Source organism: Streptomyces altiplanensis, assembly GCF_053591575.1.
The window spans coordinates 1-3,151 of sequence record NZ_JBSFUB010000193.1 but is presented as its reverse complement, the minus strand read 5'-3'; the positions used below and the strand labels follow the sequence as shown (position 1 = coordinate 3,151).

General features: G+C 58.2%; 2 rRNA genes (1 of these 2 cut by a window edge). Both read right to left on the bottom strand.

Annotated features, from left to right (window positions below):
• Nucleotides 1–1,274 (bottom strand): 23S ribosomal RNA (locus tag ACWD0Y_RS36125); it reaches 1,927 nt to the left of the window's first position.
• A 301-nt stretch (nt 1,275–1,575) separates the two neighbouring features.
• A 16S ribosomal RNA gene (locus ACWD0Y_RS36120) occupies nt 1,576–3,101 on the bottom strand.
• Together the 16S and 23S rRNA genes form the textbook arrangement of a ribosomal RNA operon.
• Nucleotides 3,102–3,151: the final 50 nt, after the last annotated feature.

Sequence of the window (3,151 nt, the reverse complement as noted above, 5' to 3'; positions counted from 1 at the left end):
TGAATGACACGACTTCGGCGGTACGCTTGAGCCCCGCTACATTGTCGGCGCGGAATCACTTGACCAGTGAGCTATTACGCACTCTTTCAAGGGTGGCTGCTTCTAAGCCAACCTCCTGGTTGTCTCTGCGACTCCACATCCTTTCCCACTTAGCGTACGCTTAGGGGCCTTAGTCGATGCTCTGGGCTGTTTCCCTCTCGACCATGGAGCTTATCCCCCACAGTCTCACTGCCGTGCTCTCACTTACCGGCATTCGGAGTTTGGCTAAGGTCAGTAACCCGGTAGGGCCCATCGCCTATCCAGTGCTCTACCTCCGGCAAGAAACACACGACGCTGCACCTAAATGCATTTCGGGGAGAACCAGCTATCACGGAGTTTGATTGGCCTTTCACCCCTAACCACAGGTCATCCCCCAGGTTTTCAACCCTGGTGGGTTCGGTCCTCCACGAAGTCTTACCTCCGCTTCAACCTGCCCATGGCTAGATCACTCCGCTTCGGGTCTAGAGCGTGCAACTCAATCGCCCTGTTCGGACTCGCTTTCGCTACGGCTTCCCCACACGGGTTAACCTCGCTACACACCGCTAACTCGCAGGCTCATTCTTCAAAAGGCACGCAGTCACGACTGCATGTGCAAGCACATACAGCGACGCTCCCACGGCTTGTAGGCACACGGTTTCAGGTACTATTTCACTCCGCTCCCGCGGTACTTTTCACCATTCCCTCACGGTACTATCCGCTATCGGTCACCAGGGAATATTTAGGCTTAACGGGTGGTCCCGCCAGATTCACACGGGATTTCTCGGGCCCCGTGCTACTTGGGTGTTGCACAAGCAAGCCGTTGATGTTTCGGCTACGGGGGTCTTACCCTCTACGCCGGACCTTTCGCATGTCCTTCGCCTACACCAACGGTTTCTGACTCGCCCAACAGCCGGCAGACTGTTGAAGTGCAATCCCACAACCCCGCATGCGCAACCCCTGCCGGGTATCACACGCATACGGTTTGGCCTCATCCGGTTTCGCTCGCCACTACTCCCGGAATCACGGTTGTTTTCTCTTCCTGCGGGTACTGAGATGTTTCACTTCCCCGCGTTCCCTCCACATGCCCTATGTGTTCAGGCATGGGTGACAGCCCATGACGACTGCCGGGTTTCCCCATTCGGAAACCCCCGGATCAAAGCCTGGTTGACGGCTCCCCGGGGACTATCGTGGCCTCCCACGTCCTTCATCGGTTCCTGGTGCCAAGGCATCCACCGTGCGCCCTTAAAAACTTGGCCACAGATGCTCGCGTCCACTGTGCAGTTCTCAAGCAACGACCAGCCACCCATCACCCCGCCCTGACGGACGAGTGCACTGGGGCCGGCATCGCGAAGATAAGGACCGAAGTCCGTACCCTCAGACACCCAACAGCGTGCCCGACCCGATCCATCAGATCCTGTTTTCCACGCCGAAGCAGTACTAACAGGTCCAACCGACCGTGCCGAGTAGTCAACGTTCCACCCATGAGCAACCAGCACCGGACGTTCGCCGATGAACTGGCCCCTGGACCGGCAGAGCCGGCCTAGAAGTGCTCCTTAGAAAGGAGGTGATCCAGCCGCACCTTCCGGTACGGCTACCTTGTTACGACTTCGTCCCAATCGCCAGTCCCACCTTCGACAGCTCCCTCCCACAAGGGGTTGGGCCACCGGCTTCGGGTGTTACCGACTTTCGTGACGTGACGGGCGGTGTGTACAAGGCCCGGGAACGTATTCACCGCAGCAATGCTGATCTGCGATTACTAGCAACTCCGACTTCATGGGGTCGAGTTGCAGACCCCAATCCGAACTGAGACCGGCTTTTTGAGATTCGCTCCGCCTCGCGGCATCGCAGCTCATTGTACCGGCCATTGTAGCACGTGTGCAGCCCAAGACATAAGGGGCATGATGACTTGACGTCGTCCCCACCTTCCTCCGAGTTGACCCCGGCGGTCTCCTGTGAGTCCCCATCACCCCGAAGGGCATGCTGGCAACACAGGACAAGGGTTGCGCTCGTTGCGGGACTTAACCCAACATCTCACGACACGAGCTGACGACAGCCATGCACCACCTGTATACCGACCACAAGGGGGCACCCATCTCTGGGTGTTTCCGGTATATGTCAAGCCTTGGTAAGGTTCTTCGCGTTGCGTCGAATTAAGCCACATGCTCCGCTGCTTGTGCGGGCCCCCGTCAATTCCTTTGAGTTTTAGCCTTGCGGCCGTACTCCCCAGGCGGGGAACTTAATGCGTTAGCTGCGGCACCGACGACGTGGAATGTCGCCAACACCTAGTTCCCAACGTTTACGGCGTGGACTACCAGGGTATCTAATCCTGTTCGCTCCCCACGCTTTCGCTCCTCAGCGTCAGTAATGGCCCAGAGATCCGCCTTCGCCACCGGTGTTCCTCCTGATATCTGCGCATTTCACCGCTACACCAGGAATTCCGATCTCCCCTACCACACTCTAGCCTGCCCGTATCGAATGCAGACCCGGGGTTAAGCCCCGGGCTTTCACATCCGACGCGACAGGCCGCCTACGAGCTCTTTACGCCCAATAATTCCGGACAACGCTTGCGCCCTACGTATTACCGCGGCTGCTGGCACGTAGTTAGCCGGCGCTTCTTCTGCAGGTACCGTCACTTGCGCTTCTTCCCTGCTGAAAGAGGTTTACAACCCGAAGGCCGTCATCCCTCACGCGGCGTCGCTGCATCAGGCTTGCGCCCATTGTGCAATATTCCCCACTGCTGCCTCCCGTAGGAGTCTGGGCCGTGTCTCAGTCCCAGTGTGGCCGGTCGCCCTCTCAGGCCGGCTACCCGTCGTCGCCTTGGTGGGCCATTACCCCACCAACAAGCTGATAGGCCGCGGGCTCATCCTTCACCGCCGGAGCTTTCAACCTCTTCGGATGCCCGAAGAAGTATTATCCGGTATTAGACCCCGTTTCCAGGGCTTGTCCCGGAGTGAAGGGCAGATTGCCCACGTGTTACTCACCCGTTCGCCACTAATCCACCCCGAAGGGCTTCATCGTTCGACTTGCATGTGTTAAGCACGCCGCCAGCGTTCGTCCTGAGCCAGGATCAAACTCTCCATGAATGTTTTCCCGTGATCGGGACCACACATCACGAAAGAGCGGAACAGATCGG